Source organism: Streptomyces sp. SirexAA-E (assembly GCF_000177195.2).
Lineage (GTDB): Bacteria > Actinomycetota > Actinomycetes > Streptomycetales > Streptomycetaceae > Streptomyces > Streptomyces flavovirens.
Window position 1 is genome coordinate 5,772,272 of the sequence record NC_015953.1, and the last position, 18,333, is coordinate 5,790,604.

Here is an 18,333-nt window from a genome sequence, read left to right on the forward strand (position 1 = left end):
CCGCGGGGGCGGGTCCGGGCCCCGGGCCCGCCTCCGCACCTCACCGGCCTATCGCCGCCGCCTCCGGGGGCAGGTCCTCCGGCAGCAGCAGGCGCAGGTCGTCCAGGCCGGGCGCGGACATCGCACCGATCCGGCCGGCCTGACGGGTCATCATCCCCTCCAGGATCTGGCGGGCCGTACGCGCGTTGCCGAAGGCATGGTCGCGCGGCAGGGCGTCCATGTAGCCGCGCAGCGCGGTCATCGCCTCGGGGGAGCAGTCGTAGCCGTAGTCGGTGGCCTGCTTGGACAGGATCTCCAGCAGGTCGTCCGTGGAGTAGTTCTCGAACTCCACCGTCCGCGAGAACCGGGAGGCCAGGCCCGGGTTGGAGTCGAGGAAGCGGCGCATCTCGCGTGTGTAGCCGGCGGCGATGACGACGACCTCGTCGCGGTGGTCCTCCATCAGCTTCAGCAGCGTGTCGACGGCCTCCCGGCCGAAGTCCGAGGTCGCGCCCTCCGGCGTGAGCGTGTACGCCTCGTCGACGAACAGCACCCCTCCCAGAGCGCGTTCGAACGCCTCCTTGGTGAGCTGCGCGGTGTGACCCACGTAGCGGCCCACCAGATCGGCGCGGGCGACCTCGACCAGCTGGCCCTTGGGCAGGACGCCGAGGGAGCGCAGCAGGTCGGCGTACAGGCGCGCGACGGTGGTCTTGCCCGTACCGGGGGGCCCGGAGAAGATCAGGTGGTTGCTGATCCTCGGGGTGGGCAGCCCGGCGGCCTTGCGCTGCTTCGCCGCGGTGAGCAGGTTGACCAGGGCGGCGACCTCGTTCTTGACCGCCGTGAGGCCGATCATGGCGTGCAGCTCGGCGAGCAGTTCGTCGGAGCCGGGGCCGTCGTCGGCCGGAGCGCTGTCCGGCGCCACGTCCTCGGGCAGCAGGAGGGTGAGGTCGCTCTCCGCCGGGTTCGTCATGGAGGCGAGCCGGGACGCCTGCCGGTCCACCATCTCCTCGAACACCCGGCGCGCGGCGCGGCCGTTGCCGAACGTGGCGTCGCGCGGCATACGCCCGTAGTGCAGGGCGAGGGCGTCCAGGGTCCGGGGGTCGAGTGCGTAGCGGTGCCCCGCGCACATGTTCTCGGTGATCGTCACCAGCTCGTCGACCGAGTAGTTGGCGAACTCGATGGTGCGGGTGAAGCGGGAGGCCAGGCCCGGGTTGGAGGAGAGGAAGCTGTCCATCTCGCCGGTGTAGCCGGCGGCGATGACGGCCACGTCGTCGCGGTGGTCCTCCATCAGCTTCAGCAGGGTGTCGACCGCCTCCCGGCCGAAGTCGGCACCGGAGCCCTTGCTGTCGGAGAGCAGTGTGTACGCCTCGTCGATGAACAGCACACCGCCGAGCGCCTCGTTGAACGCCTCGGTCGTCTTGATGGCCGTGCCACCGATGACCTGGGCGACCAGGTCGGCACGGGAGACCTCCACCAGGTGCCCGGAGCGCAGCACGCCCAGGTCCGCCAGGATGCCGCCGTACAGCCGGGCGACCGTGGTCTTGCCGGTGCCGGGCGGGCCGGAGAAGACCAGGTGGCGGCTCATCTGGGGGACGGGCATGCCCAGCTGGGCGCGGCGCTGGTTGAGCTGGTTGAGGTTGACGAGCGTCCGCACCTGGCTCTTGACCTCGGTCAGGCCGACCAGCGACTCCAGCTCCTCCAGCGGGCCCTCGGGCTCCTTGGCCGAGTCACCGGCCCCGCCGGTCGCGACGTCCGGCGGGAGGGTGTCGCCCCACGCGTCGGGGGCCACGTTGCCGGAGCTGTTCAGGTTCTCGACCGTGAGCCGTTCGTTCACCCTCGTCTGCCTGAGGCCCGCGCCGCGGTTGTCGCGGACGGCGCAGCCGGTGACGGTGACGGGCTCGGCGGTGTCGATCCGGATGCCGTCGCCGACGCTGCCGATGACCTGGGAGGAGGTGAGGGTGGCGCGGGCGCCGTTGGCGAGGAGGACGCCGTGGGCGCCGCAGTCGGTGATGTGGGCGCGCAGGGCGGAGAGTTCGCCGCCCTTGTCCACCGTGATGCCGCCGGCCGTGGCGGACTCGATGCGGCAGTCCCGGAGGGTGGCCCGGCCCTCGCCGCCGACGGAGACGGTCGCGTCGGTCGCCGCCCGCATGACCGTGTCGCGGATGTCGGGGTTGCCCCCGGAGACGATCCGTACCGCCGCGCCGCCCGCCCGGTCGATCTCGCAGTGCTCCAGCCGGCCGCGCCCGTCCTCGGCCACCTCTACGCCGTGGCCGCCCGGTGAGGTGATCCGTGCGCGGCGCAGCAGCGGGTCGGCGCCCGTGCGTATCCGGATGCCGGTGCCTGCCGCGTCCGTGATCAGCAGGTCGTCGAACTCCGCCGACGACTCCTCCTCCAGCAGCACGGCGCCGCTCGCGTCCGCGCAGTCACGCACCGCGCAGCCGGTCAGGAAGGGCGCGCTGGAGTTGACCACCCGGATCGCGGGCGCGGCGGCGGTGTCGAACTCGCAGTCCTGGAAGGTGCCCCGGGAGCGCTCGGTGACGGCCAGGCCACTGCCCTTGGTGCGTGAGGTGCGGCAGTTCAGGAACTCGGGGTCGGCGCTCGCGGCCAGCATGATGCCGGGACCCGAGGTGTCGGAGACGGTGACGTGTTCCAGGACCGGGCGGGCGGAACTGGTGATGTAGACGCCGACGGAGGTGTCGTGCACCGAGGTGCGCACGACCCGGGTGCCGCTGCGGCCCTCCAGGGCGATGGACGGCTTGTCCGTGCCGGAGATGTCGCAGTCCTCCACCAGGCCCTGCGCCTCGTCGGAGGTCAGCACGCCGTTGGCGCGGGCGTCGCGGATCCGGCAGTCCCGTACGGTCGCACGGGCCTCCGCGCCGATGACGACGCCGGAGGTGCCCAGGTTCTCGATGAGGCAGCCGGCGATGATGCTGCCCGTGGGCGCGGAGTCCACGACACCGGCGCCCTTCGGGTTGCTGACCCGGCAGTCGCGCATGGCCACCGAGCCCGACTCGCGGGCCAGGACGGCCGTCCAGCCCGAGCCGATGACCGTACAGCCGTCCATGGCGACCTGGCCGCGCGGCGCGTCGACCACCGGCAGGTCCTCGCTCCCGCCGCGCAGGGTCAGGTCGGTGAGCATGACGGCGTCGGCGACGAGGACGACGGCGGTGCCCCTGCGCGGGCAGATGTCGACGCTGCCCGGCTCGCCGTCGGCGACGATGGTGACCCGGGTCCTGACCGTGAGGTTCTCCGGGTAGCGGCCGGGGTGGACCCGGATCACCGCACCCGTGCGTGCCATGTCCAGGGCATCACCGATCGTCCGGAAGCTGTCCGGTTGTTCCGACCCGACCCTGAGCAACTGCCGTGACACGCTCGATCCTCCTCCTTGTGGTGCCGCCGCCGCGTGCCTCTCCCGCCGAGGGGGCCGACAGGGGACTGTTCCGCGTCCGGGTACGTACGGCTGTGCGCACGCGACGAAGGCTACGGGACCGGTGCGGCGATGTTCCAGGAGGGACCGACGAGTTGGGACGAGACCGTGCGTATGTCCCGTGATGCCCCGCTCGTCTTCCGCCTGTCACGTCCCGCTCGACGCGCCGTCGGACGCGCCGCCTATCATGCGCGCCATGCCCCGTGCCCGAATCCGTCCCCGCCGCCGCCCCCGGGCCTCGGCCGTGACCGCCACCCTGCTGACCACCGCGACCGCGCTGGGCGCCGTCGGGGCCGTGCCCGCCGCGGCCGACTCCGTGGGGCTGCCGGTCGTACGCTCCGTCCTGGCGGAGGACGACACCTGCGCCTCGGTCTCCGGCGAGAAGGCCAAGGCCGAACCCTGGACGCTGGGGTCTTTGGGCATGGCCCGCGCCCGGCCGCTCTCCCAGGGCGCCGGGACGACGGTCGCGGTCGTGGACACCGGAGTCGCCGAGGGGGCGCCCGCGCTGTCGGGGCGGGTGACCGCGCTCGGGGCGGCCGGCGAGGACTGCGTCGGCCACGGCACGTTCGCGGCCGGCCTGATCGCGGCGACCCCCGGCGACGACGGGGGGCCGGCGGGACTGGCGCCGCAGGCCCGGATCCTGGCCGTACGCGGCACGGGCGAGCGCGGCGAGCCCACGGTGGCCCAGGTCGCCGACGGAATACGCCGGGCGGCCGACGAGGGCGCCCAGGTCATCTACGTCGCCGTGGCCCTGGACAGCGGCAAGTCGCAGCTGACGGACGCGGTCGCCTACGCGGGCGGCAAAGACGCGCTGGTGGTGGCCCCGGTGGCGCCGGACGCGCTGCCGAGGAACACCGAGCCGGCGCCCTGGTACTGGCCCGCGGCGGCCCCGGGCGTGCTGGCGGTGACGGACTACGGCCCGGACGGCGCGCGACCGACCGACGCGCCCCTGGTGAGCGGGGCGGACCTGGCCGCTCCCGGCGACGCGGTGGTGAGCATCGGCCCGAAGGGCTCGGGCCACTTCATCGGCTCGGGCGCCTCGTTCGCCGCCGCGCACGTCGCGGGGGCGGCGGCGCTGGTACGGGCGCGCTACCCGGAGCTGAAGGCCGCGCAGGTCTCGCGCCGCCTGACGGAGGCGGCGTACCCGGCGGTGCCGCCACGGCTCGACCCGTACGCCGCGCTGACGGCCGTACCGACGGACGCCGAGGGCACGGCGCCGAGGCCGGAGCGGGCGGTGGTCCCGCCCCCGCCCGCGACGCAGCCGCGCACCCGTGCGCTGGTGGTGGCCGGCGTGGGCGGCGGGCTGGTGCTGCTGGTGGCGGCGGGCGCGGTGGTGATCCCGCGCGGCCGGGCACGGAACTGGCGCCCGGCGGGCAGCTGACGGGCCGGGGGCGACGGCCGGGCCGGGACGCCTGGGGCGCCCCGACCCGGCCGTCGCCCCTCACGCCTCCTGGTCCTCCAGCACCGCCGTCTGCACCTGGGTCTGCTTGCGGCGCGTCACCCGCGTGCCCCGGCCCGGCGGCAGGTTGCGGCCCTTGACGCTGCCCAGGATGAAGCCCTCCGACGGCGGGCACGACAGCAGCAGCGTCGGGGTGTTGACCTCCTGCATGCGGCGCAGCATGGGTTCGCCCAGGCCCCGGCCCGCGCCGGCGGCGGAGCGGGAGACCACCATGTGCAGACCGACCTCGTAGCCGAGGGCGAGGTGGTTCAGCAGCGGGTCGAAGGGCGCGTTCATCGGGCTGGTGCCCAGCATGTCGTAGTCGTCCACGAGGATGAACAGCCGCGGGCCGTCCCACCAGTCGCACGTGCGCATCCGGGCCGGGGTGATCTCCGGTCCGGGCACACGGGCCGCGACCGCCCGGGCGGCGCCCGCGATCAGCTCCTTCAGGGCGTCCATCGACACCGCGTGGCCGAGGCGGTACTCGTCGGGGATCGCCTCCACCAGCGCGCGGCGGTAGTCCACGACCATGATGCGCGCCTCGGCCGGGGTGTAGCGGTCCATGATGGCCTTGGCCGTCAGCCGCAGCATGTTGGTCTTGCCGCTCTCCGCGTCGCCGACCACGATCATGTGGGGGGTCTCGGAGAAGTCGTGCCACACCGTGGAGAGGCGCTCCTCCTCCAGGCCGATGGGCATCTTGAAGTCGCCCTTCGGAGCCGGCAGCGCGGACAGCGGCAGCCGGGTCGGCAGCATCCGGACCGGCGGGGCCGGCGGGCCCTGCCAGCTCTCCCGGACCGCCGCCACCAGAGCCGCCACGCCCTCGGACAGGTCGTCCGCGGACTCCACGCCGTCGATCCGCGGCAGCGCGGTGAGGTAGTGCAGCTTGGCGTCCCGGGTCAGGCCGCGGCCCGGCAGCCGCGGTACGGTCGCGGCGCGCCGCATGTCGATCTCGGAGTCCATGGGGTCACCCATCCGCAGCTCCAGGTGCGTCGCGGCCTGGTCCCGGATCGAGGACGTCAGCTCCACCCAGCGGGCGGTGGTGACGATCAGGTGGATGCCGTAGTTGAGACCGCGGGCGGCGATCGCGCCGAAGGTCTGGATGTGCCGGTCGAAGTCCTGGCGCACCGTCGACCAGCCGTCGATGACCAGGAACACGTCGCCGTGCCGGTGCTCGGGGAACTCCCCGGCGGCCAGGCGCCGCCGGAAGGTCGCCATGGAGTCGATGCCGTTGTCCAGGAAGAACCGCTCCCGCTCCGCCAGCAGCGTGGTGACCTCGGAGATCGTACGGCCGACCCGCTCGGTGTCCAGACGCGCCGCGACCCCGCTGACGTGCGGCAGGCCGGCCAGACCGGCGAGCGTGCCACCGCCGAAGTCCAGGCAGTAGAACTGGATCTCGCGGGGGGTGTGGGTGAGCGCCAGCGCCGTCATGATCGTGCGCACCATCGTGCTCTTGCCGCTCTGCGGGCCGCCCGCGATGGCGATGTGCCCGCCCGCGCCCGAGAGGTCGACGGACAGCAGGTCGCGGAGCTGGTCGAAGGGGCGGTCGATGATGCCGAGGGGGATGGTGAGCCGACCCCGGTTCGAGGAGCCGACGGTCGTCAGGCCGAGCTCGGGGTCCTCGGTGAGCGGCGGCAGCACCTGGTCGAGGGTGGCCGGGAGGTCCAGCGGCGGCAGCCACACCTGGTGGGCCGGCGGCCCGGCGGTCAGCAGCCGCTCCACGGCCACCGAGAGCAGGGTGTCGCCGGTCTCCTCCTGCTCCGGGGCCGGCTCGGGGGCGGGGGCGTCCGGAAGCCGGCGCGGCACCACGTAACCGTTGGTCCACGGGACGGTCTGGCTGGCCACCCGCGCCTGGTTGGCGCTGCCCCGCCGCTGCTGGTACGGGCCGGAGACGTACGCCGCGCGGAAGCGGGTCAGCGCCTCCACGCCCGACTTGAGGAAGCCGCTGCCGGGCGCCGACGGCAGCTGGTAGGCGTCCGGCACGCCGAGGACGCCGCGGCTCTCCATCGCGGAGAACGTGCGCAGGCCGATCCGGTAGGACAGATGGCTCTCCAACTGGTGCATCCGGCCCTCGTCCAGGCGCTGCGAGGCGAGCAGCAGATGCACTCCGAGTGACCGGCCGAGGCGGCCGATCATCACGAACAGCTCCATGAACTCGCGGTGCGCGGCGAGCAGCTCACTGAACTCGTCGACGACGACGAACAGGCTGGGCAGCGGTTCCAGCGGCACGCCCGAGGCGCGGGCCTTCTCGTAGTCCAGCGCGGAGGTGTAGTTGCCCGCCGACCGCAGCAGCTCCTGGCGGCGCATCAGCTCACCGTGCAGGGCGTCCTGCATCCGGGAGACGAGTGCCGCCTCCCCGGCCAGGTTGGTGATGACGGCGGAGGTGTGCGGGAGTTCGTCCAGGCCCAGGAAGGTGGCGCCACCCTTGAAGTCCACGAGGACGAAGTTGAGCGTCTCGGAGGAGTTCGTCAGGGCCAGCGACAGGACGAGGGTGCGCAGCAGCTCGCTCTTGCCGGAGCCGGTGGCGCCGATCAGCATGCCGTGCGGCCCGGTGCCGCCCTGGGCGGACTCCTTGATGTCAAGCTCGACCGGCTCACCGTCCGCGCCGACCGCGATCGGCACCTTGAGCCGGGTGGGGCCGGTGTGCTGCCGCCACAGCGTCTCCGGGTCGTGGCGGTGCAGGTCGGGAATGCCCAGCAGCGTGGTCAGTTCGACGTTCGCCGACAGCGGCTCGGCCGAGTCGGAGGCCGTGCCCAGGCCCATGCGGTACGGGGCGAGCCGTCGCGCCAGCGACGCGGCGCCCGTCGGACCGAAGCTGTCGGGCCGGCCGAGCCGGGTGGTCTGCTCCTTGCGCTCGCGGTCCGTGCGCACCAGCCCGAGGCCGTCCTCGCCGACCTCGAAGCGCAGCGTGATCCGGCCGGGCCGCCAGGAGAGGGCGCCGCTCAGGTCCAGAACGACCGTGTTGCGGAAGCCGGGACCGTCCAGGCGGTGGCCTGCCGGGACGGTCCCGCCGTCCACCACGATCACCGTGAACGGCTCCTCGCGCCCCGGTACGGCCTCCGGGTCGAAGGGGGGCCGCTCCATGAACTCGGCGCCCAGCAGGTTCTCCAGCTCACCCAGGGCCGAGACGGTCATCCGGGTCGGGCCGGCGCCGTCCGTGTCGTGCGGGTGGAGGCTGTGCGGGAGCCACTTCGTCCACTCCCAGTCCGCGCGCCGCTCGTCGGAGACGCACAGCGCGATCCACACGTCGTCCGGCGAGTGGAAGGTGGCCAACTGGGCGATCAGCGCCCGGGTCACGGACCGTATCCGCTCCTCGTCGCCCCGGAACAGCACCCGGGCCCAGGCCCGCAGGTAGATCGCGATGGGCTGCTCGGGCACCGTCGAGTAGGCGCGGATGAAGCTGCGCAGGGCGTGCGCGCTCAGCGGTTCCAGGTCCTCGACCGGGTTGGTGGAGCTCGGGTTCAGCTTCAGGCTCAGCTTCTGCTCGCCGACGGCCATCCGGACCTCGCCGAAGTCCTCGTCGCGCGGGCGGCGCTCCCACAGCCGGGTGGTGCCCGTCATCGACCACAGGGCGGCGGGTTCGGGGTGGCGCCAGGCCAGGGCCAGCTGCTGGTCCACCACGGCCCCGCGGACCTTGCGCCGGATCTGGGTGAGGTAGCGCAGGTAGTCCCGGCGCTCGCCCTTGAGCTTCTGCTTGCGCTCGGCCGCCTTGCGCATGAACTGGCCGATGAACATCGCGGCGGCGCCGAGCACCATCAGGCCCAGGGCGATGTAGATGAAGCCGCCCGAGCCCCGGGTCATACCGGGCCGCATGAACATGAACATCATGGAGACGGACATCAGCGCCATGGGCAGGTACGTCCACACGGCGGAGGTGTCGGGCACCGTCTCCGGAAGGATCGGAGGTTCCTGGAGATTCAGCTCCCCGTCGGGCATCTCCGGGCCCCGTCGTCGGGCCGGGCGGCGGAACAGGACCACACTCAAGGAACCGTCTCCTTACGGGGCAAGGGGGGAGAGCGGGCGGAACGACATCGACGTCGTCGCCGATACGGTGCCGGAACACCGGACGGGGCCTCGCTGTCGCACGCACCCTACGCCGCGCGTCGGCCGACGACGACCGCCCGCCCGGACCCGGGTCGGGGGCGGGCCCTTCGAGCGTGCCGCCGTGTCACAATCCTGCTACATCGCCAGGTCACACGTCCGCCACGCGGCGGGGTCATCGGTGCGCGACGGCGCGCGCCGCGTCACCGTCTGTGCCGCGGCGTCTCGCGCGGCACACCGCGTGGTGCGCCGATGTTCATGTCGCGTTCCGCCTCATGGGCCAGGGTCGCCCACAACAGGCAGCTGATACTACGATCATCGCGCCGACCGCCGACAACCGGCCCTGTCCCCCGAGGTTGTGGAACGCGTCCAGCCAAGAGCGATGTCCGGCGGTGCGTCAGACCGCGTTCCCCTGACCGTACTCAGCAGTAACCGGAGAAGCGTGAGCCATCCCGATGACTGACACTCAGGTGGCCGAGCTGTGCCGTCTGACGGTACGAGCCCCAGCCAAGAGCATCGACCTCGCCGTGCCCGCCGACGTCCCCGTGGCGGACCTGCTGCCGGCGGTGCTCGGATACGCCGGCGACAACCTCGAGGAAGCCGGTATCGACCACGGCGGCTGGGTACTCCAGCGGCTCGGCGGCGAACCGCTGGACGAGGAACGCACCCTCGACTCCTACGGCCTGCGCGACGGTGACACCCTCTACCTCAGACCGCGCACCGAGGCCCTGCCCGAGGTGCACCTCGACGATCTGGTCGACGGCATATCCACCACGATGCGGGACCACCCCTTCGGCTGGACCCCCAAGGTCAGCCGGTGGGTGCTGCTCGGCATCGCGGTCGCGGTGCTCATCGGCGGCATGGTGGTGCTCGCGTGGCCCGGCGGCTCGGCGCCGTCCCGGGCCGTGTTCGCCACCGCGACCGGCCTGCTCCTGCTCGCCGGCGCGGGTGCGGCGAGCCGGGCGGTCGGGGACGCCGGAGCCGGAGCCGCGCTGGGCTTCATGGTGGGGCCCTACCTGGCGCTGGCCGGCTGGCTGCTGCCGGGCGGCGCGCTCAGCGGACCGCACGCGTACGAGACGCTGGGCGCGCGGCTGCTCGCCGCCGGCGCGGCGGCGGCCGGCGGGGCTGTGCTCGCGCTCGCCGTCGTGGCAGCGTTCGCCGCGCTCTTCCTGGGCGTCGCCGTCGTCTCGGTGTTCGCGGCGCTGGCCGCCGTCCTGCTCATCACGACGGACCTGGCACCCGTGCACGCCGCCGGGATCCTCGCCGTACTGGCCGTCGTCCTGGGCGCCTTCGTGCCCTCGCTGGCGTTCCGGATGTCCGGGATGCGCATGCCCCCTCTGCCGACCAACGCCCAGCAGCTGCAGGAGGGCATCGAGCCCCACGCCACGTCCGTGGTCGCGGCCCGCGCCATCCTTGCCGACGGTTGGATGACCTCGCTGTACGGGGCGGTGGGCGTGGTCGGCGCCGGATGCCTCGTCACCCTGGCCCGCGAGCGCGAACTGGCCGAGATCATCATGACGGTGGCGTTGTCCCTGCTGCTCATCCTGCACGCGCGGGGACTGGGCAACATCTGGCAGCGCATGTCGCTGGTGGTCCCGGGCGTGGCGGGGCTGCTCCTGCTGGTGCTGGTCGCCGCCCCGGCCGCCTCGCCCGGCTACCGGCTGGTGACGGCCGCGGGCCTGCTCGCGGCCACGGCGGCGCTCGCCATCGCCGCCTGGACCGTCCCCGGACGCCGGCTCGTGCCGTACTGGGGCCGCGCGGGGGAACTGCTGCACTCGGCCCTGGCGGTCAGTGTGCTGCCGCTCGCCCTGTGGGTGCTCGGTGTGTACAGCACTCTGCGGTCCATCAACGGCTGACCGGAAGGGAGACACGCTGCCATGCAGTCCAAACGCGACCAGGTACACGCCCACATGTTCGTCATGGGCCGGCTGACCTCGGGCATGCTGCGAGCGGATCCGGACGCCCCGGAGAGCCCCCAGGGCCGGACCAACCGGGGCGTGGTGATCGGCATCGTGATCGCCGTCCTGCTGTCGGCGGGGTCCTTCGTCCTCGGGCTGCTCAAACCCGGCACCAAGGACTCCTGGCGGGCGGCCGGGACCCTCGTCGTGAACAAGGACACCGGCTCCCGCTACCTCTACCTGGACGGGCGGCTGCGGCCGGTGCGCAACTACGCATCGGCACGGCTGCTCGCGGGCGCCGACATGAAGGCGGTGACCGTCGGCTCCGCCTCCCTGAAGGGGACGCCGCACGGGTCGCCCGTCGGCATCACCGGCGCCCCGGACGCGCTGCCCGGCAGCGGCGACCTGGACACCGGCCCCTGGCAGGTCTGTTCGGGCGGCGTGACGGGCTCGACCGGCACCGTCGTGGCCGTGGGCGCGCCGGCCGACGCCGCCGGGCTGCCCACCGGCCAGGGGATGCTGGTGACCGGACCGGACAAGACCGGCTACCTCGTGTGGCGGGGCAGCAAGCTCCGGCTCGACGAGGACAGCCGCGCCCGCGAGGCCCTCGGCTACGGCTCCACACCGAGGCTCCCCGTCTCGGCGGCCTTCCTGAACGCCCTCCCCTCGGGGCCCGACCTGCGCCCGCCGGACGTGCCGGGCAAGGGCCAGGACGGCCCGTCGCTGGGTGGCCGGGAGACCCGGATCGGCGAGGTCTTCCGGGTCACGGTGCCCGGTTCCGCCGACCGCTACTACTTGCTGCGCAAGGAGGGCCTGGCCCCCCTCACGGCGACCGGTGCCGCCCTGGTGCTCGGTGACCCGGAGACCCGCGAGAAGGTGTACCGGGACGGCGCGGCGAAGCTGACCACCCTGGGCGCGGACGTGCTGAGCAGCCATCTGGCCCCGGGCGCGGGCGAGACGGCCGAGGACCCCGACCTTCCCTCGGCGCCGCCGGAAGCGGTGGCCCTGGGCGAGGACCGTACCGTCTGCGTACGGATCGAGCCGGGCGAGCGCGGACCCCGGATCAGCGTGGCCCTGACCGGGACGAGCGCCCTGGGCCCGGTCTCCCAGGCCCCGCCCGAGGGGCTCACCCCCGCCTGCATGCCGGTCGGCACGATCACCGTACGGCCGGGCGGCGGGTCCCTGGTGCGCGCGCTCGGGGCGAGTGGGAGCAAGGTGGGCACCACCGTCTACCTGGTGACGGACACCGGGATGAAGTACCGGGTGGGGACGGCCGACGCGCTCGGCGCGCTCGGCTACACGCAGGACCAGGCGCGCGGACTGCCGGCGCCGCTGCTGGCGATGCTTCCGACGGGGCCGGACCTGACGAAGGAGGCCGCGGCCGTGGGCCGGAGCGCCAACACGACTCCGCGCTGCGAGCCGAAGTGACGCGCGACGGCGGACAAGCCGAGCGGTGACGCCGGAAGGACCGGAAGGACCCACCACGGCGGGAAGGAAGGTGAACATCGTGTGACACGAGTGAAAGTGGTCGTGTCACCGCAACGGGACGCGACGATCAAGCGTCCTAGAACGGGAAGTGCACGGGCTCGGCTGACGGGCAGGGCGGATTTCCGCCCTGGATCCCGCCGCGGAAGGCCTGAAACACCCGGTCGGAGCCGAGAAGGTGACTCAAGCCATTGAATCGTCAACTCCTTTCTCTTTAGGCTCCATTCGTCCGAACCAACCGGACGCCGGTCCTCCGGCCGCGTCCGGCCACGCACCGCGCTGCCCGGGTCCCACGACCGGCGGCGCGACATTCCAGGAGGCACAGGAACATGGCGGGTACAGGCGCACAGCAGTCACTGGCATCGGCGACACAGAACGGTGTCACGGCCCTGGAGATGGCGTTCTCCGGCGTCCAGAACAGCCGTCAGGACGTCGAGAACATGAAGCACAACCTGTCCTCCGGCTACGCCGGTAGCGACGGTGGCGCCTTCCAGAAGCTGCTCGACCGATGGGACGCGCAGGCGGAGATCATCTCCGGCAACCTCCGCGACATGATCACCACGCTGGAGGAGACGATGCGCGCGCAGGGCATCCAGCAGTCCACGGCCAACGAATCCATCCAGCAGGCGTACAACCGCTCCGAGGAGATCTTCAACGCGCTGGCGGGCTCCACCGCCGGCCGCTGACGACCCGAGCCGCCCTGACGGCGCCGACCGGCGCCCGGGCACGGCACGACACCCCTTCCCTCCTGAAGTACCTGCCGCGAGACGAGGACGACCATGACCCCCCCGCTTGACTTCACCGACGGCCAGATCTACGTCGACTACTCCCACATGCAGAACGCCGCCGACGACATGGTCCAGCAGACCAAGGCGATCGACAGCATCCTCACCAACCTGGAAGCGGAGCTCCAGGAGCTCCAGAAGACCTGGGAAGGTGACGACAAGGCGGTGTACGCCGAGAAGCAGGCGTCCTGGAACCACGCCGTCGAGGAGATGAAGCGCATCCTCGCCGAGAACTCGGCCCTGCTGAACGACGTCTCCGACAGCTACCAGTACAGCGAGAAGTCGCTGACGTCGCTGTGGGAGAGCGTGCGCATCGGCGGCTGACCCGGGGCGACACGCCCTTGGCTCTCTTCGGGCGGCCGTCCGCGTGTGTGTCACGCGAGCGGCCGCCCGCTGCCGTGAGGGCGGCGTCGTCGTCGCTCGCGTCCCCGTGAACCGTCGGCACCGGGCACGTGTGTTGCACCCCTCGCAGCCGACGGCCCCGTAGAAGACAGGAGAAGTGCGTCATGGCGGAAGAATCGCCCACGGTCAATCTCAACAAGGAATGGCTGCAGAGCTTTCTCGACGACGACGTCGTCCCGTTCCTCGCCGCGGTCAAGAAGATCAGGGAGAACGGGGACTCGCCGGACAAGGTGCTCGTACCCGGGATGCCCACGCTGCAGGGCGGGGAGGACGGGGCGAAGACGGCACCCGGCTTCCTCGACGGGCAGAAGGTGCCGCTCGCGATCGGCCTGATGGCGAGTGACGCGGAGGGGCGGACCAACGGCGGCTACCTGGTCAAGAGCCTGAACGGGATGGTCGATCAACTCGACGAGATCCTCAAGCTCCAGGTCGAGCTCTTCGAGGAGATCGAGGACAACCTCGAGGACACCATCGAGAAGATGTTCAAGACCCAGGACGACAACTTGGAGAAGATCGACGGGAAGAAGCTCGTCGACTTCTTCGAAGGCGTGGACGAGGTGCTCTCCGAGAGCGGCGGCGGCTCGAACAGCAAGAACGATGACGACGACTGAGCCGGCACCGCTGTCGGCCCGCCCCGGCCGGCGCCCTCCCGCCCGTCCCCGCACGACTCCGTAGACGGTACCCCTGCCGCCCGCTCCCCCTTCCGCCCTGACCGAAAAGGCTTCCTGGCATGGCGCTCGACTCCAGCAAGATCACCGACGACCTCACCGGTACCAACGACAAGTGGTCCGAGGCCGTCAACTTCTTCACGGGATACAAGGCGCCGGACAGGAGCGAACTGTTCGACGCCCTTGTCGGCAACGAGGGGATCCCGCTGATGAAGGTGGAGATCTCCGACGTGGGCTATGTCGACTACGTCGACACGGAAGACCTGAACTGGCTCTACGAGAACGCCGGTTCCGACATCTCGAACACCGACTTCGTCATCCCCTTCTACCACTCGAAGGGTGAGGGGGCGGGCTCCGACGTGTCGATGTACAAAGCGCGCATCACGCTGCTCGGCAGCAAGGGCGACGGCAGGGTGCCGAGCCAGGGGTACCAGGAGGGCGGGAAGTTCTCCAGCAGCATCGACGGTCACCTGGGGATGGACGGCAAGCCCACCTGGGACACCACGCCCACCGCCCGGTACGCCTACGGCACGGGACTGGCCCTGGAGGAGCTCCTCAACAACGAGAAGGAGGGCACCCACGGTTTCAGCTGGAACGGCCTGCCCGTGGACGACGCCAATTCCGTCACGCTCGGCAACTTCGACGTGGTGGCCGGTGCCTTCGACCGGGTCGCCCAGTTCTTCATCAACCAGCAGAAGCTGGTGGAGGAGTGGCAGAGCAGGGTCGGCACGGAGAAGAACGAGGCATGGCGTGGGAAGGCCGCAGGTGTCTTCTGGGACCTCGTCAACAAGATCAACAAGCAGTACACCGACTACGCGGAGGACATGAGCTCGGGTAAGGGCTACTCGAAACAGGGCAACGAGATCCGGCAGGCGAAGAAGGACTTCAGGGCCGCCGTCTCGGATCTCCACAGCGCCTGGGCGAAATGGGAGTGGCAGTACGGCAATCCGCTGACCGTGCTCCACAAGCTGCTGTCCGCGGTGATGGAGTACGTGTGGGACCACAACATCACGAAGATCACCTACGAGATCGAGACCTACCCGACGGGTAACGGGGGCTACAGCTCCTCCACGAACTACATCTCGGAGAGCGGCTTCAGCAACAAGGCCGCCATCGACAAGATCACGGGTACGGGCGAGACGGGGCTGAGCGTCGACGCCCAGGAGTTCGGCGAGCTCAAGGAACTCAGTACCTGGGAGCACATCGGCAACAAGGCTCTCCTGATGTGGCAGCAGACCGTCGAGGACCAGCTCGACGCGGCCGCGGTGACGGCCATGACGAAGGTGCGGGACAGCTGGAGCAACAGCACTTTCGATCTGGGATCCGTGAAGTCCCGGGGCACCAGCGGAACCCTCGAGTCGGATTACAAGGAGGACAAGGCCGAGGTCGCCGAGGAGGAGGCGAAGAAGAAGGAGGACGACGCCGCCGCGGCCGCGGCTGCCGCTGCCAAGAAGCAGGAAGACTTCATCCAGTGGCAGAAGGACCAGGCTGCCAAGGCGGAGGCGGCGGCCGCGGCGGCCAAGGCCGAGCAGGAGGAGAAGGAGCGCAAGGCCAAGGCGGAGCAGGAGGAGAAGGAGCGCAAGGCCAAGGAGGAGCAGGAGGAGAAGGAGGCGGCGGCCGAGGCCAAGGCGGCGGCCAAGGAGGCCGAGGCGGAGGCCAAGGCCGAGGAGGCGAAGAAGGAGCAGGAGGCCAAGGAGGCGGCGGCCAAGGCCGAGCAGGAGCAGAAGGAGAAGGAGGCCGAGCAGAAGGCGGCCGAGCAGGAGGCGAAGCAGGAGGCCAAGGAGGCCGAGGCCAAGGCCGAGCAGGAGGCCAAGGAGAAGGAGGCCGAGCAGAAGCAGGCCGAACAGGAGGCCAAGCAGGAAGCCAAACAGGCCGAGCAGGAGGCCAAGCAGGAACAGCTCCGCAAGGAGCAGGAGGCCAAGCAGGCTGAGGCCCAGGCCCGTGCAGAGAACATGCAGATGATGCAGATGACCCAGGCCAGGACCCAGCAGGAGGAGGCGAAGAAGGAGCAGGAGGCCAAGGAGGCGGCGGCCAAGGCCGAGCAGGAGCAGAAGGAGAAGGAGGCCGAGCAGAAGGCGGCCGAGCAGGAGGCGAAGCAGGAGGCCAAGGAGGCCGAGGCCAAGGCCGAGCAGGAGGCCAAGGAGAAGGAGGCCGAGCAGAAGCAGGCCGAACAGGAGGCCAAGCAGGACCGCATCCGTACCGAGCAGGAAGAGCGCCAGGAGCAGCAGCAGGCCGAGCAGGAGAAGAAGCAGGCCGAGGCCGAGGCCAAGGCGGAGGCCAAGCAGGCGGAGCAGGAGGCCAAGCAGGAGGCGAAGGAGCAGGAGGCCGAGCAGAAGGCGGCCGAGCAGCAGGCCAAGCAGGAACAGAAGCAGGCGGAGGCGGAGGCCAAGCAGGAAGAGGTCCGCCAGGAGCAGGAGAAGAAGCAGGCGGAGGCCGAGGCCAAGCAGGAGGAGATCCGCCAGGAGCAGGAGAAGAAGCAGGCCGAGGCGGAGGCCAAGCAGGAAGAGGTCCGCCAGGAGCAGGAGAAGAAGCAGGCGGAGGCCGAGGCCAAGTTCGACAGCTCCCGGCAGAGCCTCTTCGGCGGCGGTGACCTGCCCGACCTGTCCTCCACCACCATCTCCGGCCCCGTCAACGACGGCGTGCTGGACATCCCCGGTGCCGGCGAGTCGCGCATCGACTCCAGCGGCCGGGTGGTCACCGACCTCCCGGACGGCTCCACCGTCACGATCGACCCCGCCACCCACTCCTCCACCGTGACCCGGCCCGACGGCTCCACCGTCTCCGGCCCGCTCAACACCGGCGATCTGCTGTCCCTCCCCGGCGGCGGCACCACGCACCTGGACTCCGGTGGCAACGTGGTCACGGAACTCCCGGACGGTTCCGTCCAGACGATCAACCCGGACACCGGCACCACCACCGTCACCCGTCCGGACGGCACCACCGTCTCGGGCTACCTGGACGACTCCAGCCCGTCCCTCAGCTCCGGACACCTGAACAACGGCTCGCTCGACTACACCCCGCCGTCCTACGACTACTCCTCCTACGAGGAGGAGCTGTTCGACGACCAGCCCTACGAATCGCCCCTGGCCGGCAGCGGGTCGTCCAGCGGGACGAGCGCTCCCACGCACAACCGGCCGTTCCTGAACAGCGGGGCGTTCCCCGGCCCGACCAGCGGGGGCGACGTCGGCCTCGGCACGAGCGGCGACACGGGCACGGGCACGGGCACGGGAACCGGCACCGGCACCGGCACGCCGATGGGCGGCGGTATGGGCGGCGGTATGGGTGGAGGCATGGGTGGCGGTATGGGCGGCGGCAAGGGCGGCCAGTCCGACTCCGGCGAACGTGTCCGCAACGTCATCGACGGCGAGGTGATCCCGAACCGCCGCCCACGGCCCGGCGCGGGCGCTCCCGTCAGGAACGGCCGGTACGCGGACGACGAGGTACGCGTGGCCACCGGCGCCCCGACCACCGGTGGCACGCCCTTCCTCCCGCCGATGGCGGGCGGCGGTGGCGCCGGTGCGCCCGGCCAGCAGACCCAGACCCAGAGCGGTGACCGCGCCCGGGACTCGTGGGTGCCGGAGGACGACGACGTATGGGGCACGGACGAGGGCGGCGCGCCGGCGGTGATCGGACGCTGACCGTCACGGCGGCAGCCTCCGACGGGCCTTGAGCGCCCGGTGATCGAGGGGGAGTTCGCATCATGCACACGTGTACGGCAGAATCCCGTACGAGCAGGTGAAAGGGTGACCGTTGAGCGAGTCGATGGAGAAGAAGCTGTCTCAGGCCATGGCCGAACTGACGGCCGTGCAGGAGGCGGTGGCGCAGGCCGAGAGTGAGCTCAGCCAGGCCTCGGCCACGATCCGGTCGCGGGATCGCGCGGTGGAGGTCACCGTGGGCCCGCAGGGCGAGTTGACGGCGCTCAAGTTCCCGGACAACAGGCACCAGAACATGACGGGCCCTCAGCTCGCCGCCTCCGTACTGGAAGCCGTGCAGGAAGGCCGCGCGCAGATGGCTCGCAGAGTGATGGACGTCTTCGAGCCGCTGACCCGGACGAGCGGCGGCCCGACGGGCCTGCGGGGCGTGGACATCGACTGGGACCGGGCCTTCGGCTCGGCGCTCGACGGCACGGACGGCGGGAGGAGGCGTTCGGCGGCCCGCCTGCACGACGAGATCCACGAGGACTGACTTCCAGCAGAGGACGACGAGGGAGGTACAC

The 18,333-nt window shown here is 71.5% G+C and carries 10 protein-coding genes; 8 read left to right on the plus strand and 2 right to left on the minus strand.

Translation table 11 applies throughout. The annotated features are described in order from the left end of the window. Positions 1–40 precede the first annotated feature (40 nt). On the minus strand, positions 41–3,346 hold the full coding sequence (locus SACTE_RS25690; RefSeq protein ID WP_014048935.1) for a right-handed parallel beta-helix repeat-containing protein: 3,306 nt from the start codon (positions 3,344–3,346) through the stop codon (positions 41–43). Positions 3,347–3,599: 253 nt separating this feature from the next. Between SACTE_RS25690 and SACTE_RS25695 the strand changes: the two genes are divergently transcribed. Beyond that, positions 3,600–4,784 (plus strand): S8 family serine peptidase, encoded by a 1,185-nt coding sequence (locus tag SACTE_RS25695; RefSeq protein WP_106708076.1) that lies wholly within the window; start codon positions 3,600–3,602, stop codon positions 4,782–4,784. A gap of 60 nt (positions 4,785–4,844) precedes the next feature. Here SACTE_RS25695 and SACTE_RS25700 read toward each other — a convergent pair whose 3' ends face one another. Next, positions 4,845–8,816: a type VII secretion protein EccC gene (locus SACTE_RS25700; RefSeq protein WP_019993331.1), complete on the minus strand. Its 3,972-nt coding sequence runs from the start codon at positions 8,814–8,816 to the stop codon at positions 4,845–4,847. 518 nt (positions 8,817–9,334) lie between these two features. Between SACTE_RS25700 and eccD the strand changes: the two genes are divergently transcribed. From eccD to SACTE_RS25735, 7 genes are all read left to right on the plus strand, one after another. Then, positions 9,335–10,735, plus strand: a complete 1,401-nt coding sequence (gene eccD / locus SACTE_RS25705) for a type VII secretion integral membrane protein EccD (RefSeq protein ID WP_014048938.1) — start codon at positions 9,335–9,337, stop codon at positions 10,733–10,735. A gap of 21 nt (positions 10,736–10,756) precedes the next feature. Then, a complete protein-coding gene (gene eccB / locus SACTE_RS25710) occupies positions 10,757–12,205 on the plus strand; it encodes a type VII secretion protein EccB (protein ID WP_014048939.1) in 1,449 nt (482 codons plus the stop codon). 386 nt (positions 12,206–12,591) lie between these two features. Further along, a complete protein-coding gene (locus SACTE_RS25715) occupies positions 12,592–12,948 on the plus strand; it encodes a hypothetical protein (RefSeq protein ID WP_014048940.1) in 357 nt (118 codons plus the stop codon). A gap of 93 nt (positions 12,949–13,041) precedes the next feature. Further along, positions 13,042–13,371 carry a WXG100 family type VII secretion target gene (locus SACTE_RS25720; protein ID WP_014048941.1) on the plus strand — a complete coding sequence of 110 codons (330 nt, stop codon included), beginning with the start codon at positions 13,042–13,044 and terminating at the stop codon, positions 13,369–13,371. Positions 13,372–13,553: 182 nt separating this feature from the next. Then, positions 13,554–14,060, plus strand: a complete 507-nt coding sequence (locus SACTE_RS25725) for a type VII secretion system-associated protein (RefSeq protein WP_014048942.1) — start codon at positions 13,554–13,556, stop codon at positions 14,058–14,060. Between the two features lie 119 nt (positions 14,061–14,179). Further along, positions 14,180–17,755, plus strand: a complete 3,576-nt coding sequence (locus SACTE_RS35445; RefSeq protein WP_014048943.1) for an AAWKG family protein — start codon at positions 14,180–14,182, stop codon at positions 17,753–17,755. Between the two features lie 112 nt (positions 17,756–17,867). Continuing rightward, the gene (locus tag SACTE_RS25735) at positions 17,868–18,302 is read left to right on the plus strand and encodes a YbaB/EbfC family nucleoid-associated protein (RefSeq protein WP_019993333.1); all 435 of its coding nucleotides are present in this window, start codon (positions 17,868–17,870) and stop codon (positions 18,300–18,302) included. Positions 18,303–18,333: the final 31 nt, after the last annotated feature.

Bases quoted from the DNA above. Each gene is read 5' to 3' on its own strand.
- SACTE_RS25695 (WP_106708076.1), top strand. From the start codon at position 3,600: ATGCCCCGTGCCCGAATCCGTCCCCGCCGCCGCCCCCGGGCCTCGGCC.
- eccD (WP_014048938.1), top strand. From the start codon at position 9,335: ATGACTGACACTCAGGTGGCCGAGCTGTGCCGTCTGACGGTACGAGCC.
- eccB (WP_014048939.1), top strand. From the start codon at position 10,757: ATGCAGTCCAAACGCGACCAGGTACACGCCCACATGTTCGTCATGGGC.
- SACTE_RS25715 (WP_014048940.1), top strand. From the start codon at position 12,592: ATGGCGGGTACAGGCGCACAGCAGTCACTGGCATCGGCGACACAGAAC.
- SACTE_RS25720 (WP_014048941.1), top strand. From the start codon at position 13,042: ATGACCCCCCCGCTTGACTTCACCGACGGCCAGATCTACGTCGACTAC.
- SACTE_RS25725 (WP_014048942.1), top strand. From the start codon at position 13,554: ATGGCGGAAGAATCGCCCACGGTCAATCTCAACAAGGAATGGCTGCAG.
- SACTE_RS35445 (WP_014048943.1), top strand. From the start codon at position 14,180: ATGGCGCTCGACTCCAGCAAGATCACCGACGACCTCACCGGTACCAAC.